Below are 3,568 nucleotides of genomic sequence, written 5' to 3'. Positions count from 1 at the left end.
AGCTACAGCGGCTATCACTACTGATGGCACTGCTGCAATCACTGAAATTGGTGGGGCGCTTATCGGTCTAGCTGGCGTTGCTGTTGTGTTCAAATGGGCTAAAGGCGCGATTTTTGGCTAACCACTTACCAACCAATTTTTAAGGGGCTTTGTGCCCCTTTTTTGGAGCTCAACATGCCTTATGTCTTTTCCCCTAATGATTTACTTCTCGTTTTTGTTTTACTCGTTGTTACTGACTGCATTCGTCGCCTGATGCCCTAGGGAATCCCATGAATATCAAACAATTTTCACTCCTTTTATTTTTATTTTTTGGTGTTTCTTTTGGTGCTTTTGCCTCAACGAAAATAATTACTCCAACCCATTCGACTACTTTAAATGTACCTTGCTTAACTTTTGGCGTTAGTGGCACTTGGTCTTATTGGAATACACAGTGCATTGGTACTAGTTATGAATATAGTGGCACTCGTGTTATAACTCGCATTAGTGGTTATCGTGGTCAATTTAAAATTTATCACCGCCTTCCTGATGGTACCGAAACTTCTGCTGGTACTGTCTTTTATTCTGAAACTACTTCTTGTCCTGTTGGTTCTGAATTGAATTCTTCTGGTGCTTGTATTGTTCCACCTCCTTCATGTGAAGGTGATGATATTTTTAATCCAGATACTGGTCTTTGCGAAGATATCCCTTTCTGTGACCGTCAATCTACCATTGACCAAATCATAGAGGCTGATAACGCTTGTCATGCTCAGGGTGGTACTTTTGTTTCTCAGTGTAATAACGGTAATGACCTTATTGAACCTTCTTTAGACCTTAAATGTGTTATGTCTGATAGTTGTGTTGTTGGTGGTGCTAACTGGCCTGAATGTTTGTCTGATTTAGATCCTTCCAAACCTATCGACCCTCCTAGTGGTGGTTTTAATCCTGATGCTCCCGACACTTCTAACCCTAAGCCTCCAAGTTTTGAAAAACCCAATCCTGATGAAGTTACTCCTGAAGAAACTACGGATACCGCCGTTCTTACTGCTTTACAGAACTTAAACCGTGACCATAACGCTGCTGCTACTGCTTTGAATAAAGATTTGAATGACGGTATCGCTGATTTAACAACTGAACTCGATGGCATTAATAAAACCACTCATGCTGTTGGTGAAACTATTGATTCACAAATTAAACAAGATTACGAAATCTACCTTGCGCAAAAAGCTTTAAGCCTTTCTCAAATTGGTGCAATTAACAATATTGGCTCAGATATTACCTCTGCTATTGATGGCTCATCTAAAGATATTGTTAACGCCATTGATAAGCTTGGTGAGAAAGAAAAGGGGTCTATTACTGCTGTTGGTTGTGCTTCCTTTGAATGTGATGGTGACGCTGCAACTTGTTATCTAGCTAAATCCAGTTGGCTTAATGAATGTGGTACTCGTGACGCTCTTTCTGGTTATGAAGATTCATTATCTAGCCTTCACGATGACCTAAAGGGTATTTCTCAAAGTTCTGTTAATGCTGACGGGGCTTTTAAGGGTGTTTATGCAGAATCCAAAACTAGCGCTGATGATGCTCTTGATGCTTACACCACTGCTAATGGGTTTAGCTTCGATGGTGGTTGTCCTGCTGCCCGCACTTACCACGTTTTAGGTCAGCCTTGGGTTATTGATTTTCAACCTTTTTGTGATTTGGCTTTGGTGTTTCGTTTTTTCATCATGGCCTCCGCTTCTGTCGCTTCGTTCTTAATGATTGCTAAACATCTGTAATAGGGGGTTTTATGCCATTACTCATCAATGCTTTTTCGTTTTTGTTCGGTTGGATTCGTGCTGCTTTACCTTGGCTTGCTGGCGCTCTTGGTGCAACCGCTTCAAATATTCTTATCTCTGCTGGTTTCGGTATCGTCGTTTTTTCCGGTATGGATTTACTAACAGGTCGTCTTATTGCTACGGCGGTTGAATCCTTTAACGGGCTAAATTCCCTTGGCGCTCTAGGTTCTGATGTTGTCGCTCTGGCTGGTTACATGTGGCTTGATAAAGCCCTTAACCTTATGATTTCTGCTGGCGCTTTTCTTCTTACTTTGAAGGGTGTTCGTGAAGGTGCATTTGCTGCTCAAGCTTGGTATAAGCCCGGCGCTAACCGTGGTGGATTTGACGCATGATTTATTTACGGACAGGTTTACCAGGTGCATCAAAAACACTTAACAGCCTAAAGGAACTAGTTAGCGGTCATGACTCTGACCGCCCATACTTTTACAACAACGTTAAACTTTTGATGCTTGATATGGAGGTGGCTAAATCATTCTCCGGTTGGTATTACGGCTGGTACTTTCCACGTCTTACCGATAAAGCTCAGAAACGCAAACTCATCAAAATTATGAAACCTATCCATGATGAAGGTGATTTTGTTACTTTGGCTGATGTTCCTTGGCTTGAAACTTTGTTTGATTCCCATGATCATTTTTCAACGTGGCTCTATTGGGTTAAACGCTGTTATCCGGTTAAGAAACTCGTTAAGCTCGATAGGGTTTTAGAGGCAGCAGGGGATTCCGATGTTGATAAATTTGAGATGGTAAGATCTCTCAATTTTCACTTCACTCATTTCTCTGACCCTAGGAACTGGATGGAACTGCCCAAGCGTTCCATTATTTTCATTGATGAATGTCAGCAATTTTTTCCACCTCGCGCCGTTGGCTCAAAAGTCCCTCCGGCAATTGGTGCATTAGAGACTCACCGTCATGGTGGTTATGACATTCACTTTGTTACCCAAGACCGGACTTTATGTGATGCCAACTTACGTAAATTAGTTGGTTGCCATGTTCATTATTTTAATGCGTTTGGTGGTAGTCAGGTTACTCGTAAAGAATCACCCAAGTGTTTCAATCCCGATGATTACCATGATTCCAAGCAGGCCAAAAAGAAATCCATTTCCCGCGACAAAAAATTCTATGGTGTTTATTGGTCTGCTGAGATTCACACCCATAAATTCAAAATTCCGTTCATGGTCTATGTAATGATCTTTTTTATCGGTCTTTTGATTTTTTGTATTTACTCATTCAGCTCTAAGTTTTTGTTTGGCGATTCATCAACTGACACACCAGTAGAGCAGGTTGCACCAGCTGGCCAACCGGCCCCAAAAACTACCGACGAATTTAACCCGCAAAATATTCTTCTTGAGTTGCTTACTGATGTTTATATCTCAGGCTCGGTAACTGAACATCGTCACGCTGGCAAAGATATTTTTTATTCATTCGTTCGCACTTCTGATAGTGCGGTTTTTTATCCTGAATCCATTGGTTTAGTTGTTGAAGATATTTCACCTTGTTTGGTGAATTTGCGTTTGGGGGATATGACTCAGCCAGTTACGTGTAATCCGTTTTATGTGCGAGAAGTCATTGAAGATGACGAAGATATCGACGATATTCAGGGGCATTTAGCTTCAAATGAAGATGCTGAGCGTTTTCAGCCTAACATTACTTTGTTCTAAGGTGGTTTTATGTATGAATTTATATTTTGTCTGCTTTTGCTAGTTTTTGGTTTTTGTCTTTATTTGTTCTGCAATTTTCTCGATAGTTTAAATCGCCCTT

General features: G+C 41.0%; 4 protein-coding genes. All 4 read left to right on the top strand.

Translation table 11 applies throughout. The features are described 5' to 3' along the window. The first annotated feature begins 13 nt into the window (after nucleotides 1–13). The 4 genes from RH88_RS23880 to RH88_RS10180 all read left to right on the top strand — a co-directional run bounded on the left by RH88_RS23880 (nucleotide 14) and on the right by RH88_RS10180 (nucleotide 3,468). The gene (locus RH88_RS23880) at nucleotides 14–121 is read left to right on the top strand and encodes a major capsid protein (RefSeq protein WP_277422381.1); all 108 of its coding nucleotides are present in this window, start codon (nucleotides 14–16) and stop codon (nucleotides 119–121) included. Nucleotides 122–269: 148 nt separating this feature from the next. Next, on the top strand, nucleotides 270–1,751 hold the full coding sequence (locus RH88_RS10190; protein ID WP_005595566.1) for a virulence factor TspB C-terminal domain-related protein: 1,482 nt from the start codon (nucleotides 270–272) through the stop codon (nucleotides 1,749–1,751). An 11-nt stretch (nucleotides 1,752–1,762) separates the two neighbouring features. Further along, complete coding sequence (locus RH88_RS10185; protein ID WP_005595563.1) at nucleotides 1,763–2,143, top strand: DUF2523 family protein; 381 nt, start codon at nucleotides 1,763–1,765, stop codon at nucleotides 2,141–2,143. After that, nucleotides 2,140–3,468 (top strand): zonular occludens toxin domain-containing protein, encoded by a 1,329-nt coding sequence (locus RH88_RS10180; RefSeq protein ID WP_005595562.1) that lies wholly within the window; start codon nucleotides 2,140–2,142, stop codon nucleotides 3,466–3,468. The genes RH88_RS10185 and RH88_RS10180 overlap by 4 nt, the downstream gene beginning before the upstream one ends. The last annotated feature ends 100 nt before the right edge of the window (nucleotides 3,469–3,568 follow it).

Origin of the sequence: Vibrio scophthalmi LMG 19158, assembly GCF_000222585.1 — a bacterium.
Lineage (GTDB): Bacteria > Pseudomonadota > Gammaproteobacteria > Enterobacterales > Vibrionaceae > Vibrio > Vibrio scophthalmi.
The sequence above is the reverse complement of the archived record's forward strand: the minus strand, read 5'-3'. Positions and strand labels throughout refer to the sequence as shown.

Coding starts and splice junctions, on each gene's coding strand:
- RH88_RS10180 (WP_005595562.1), top strand. CDS start 2,140: ATGATTTATTTACGGACAGGTTTACCAGGTGCATCAAAAACACTTAAC.
- RH88_RS10190 (WP_005595566.1), top strand. CDS start 270: ATGAATATCAAACAATTTTCACTCCTTTTATTTTTATTTTTTGGTGTT.
- RH88_RS10185 (WP_005595563.1), top strand. CDS start 1,763: ATGCCATTACTCATCAATGCTTTTTCGTTTTTGTTCGGTTGGATTCGT.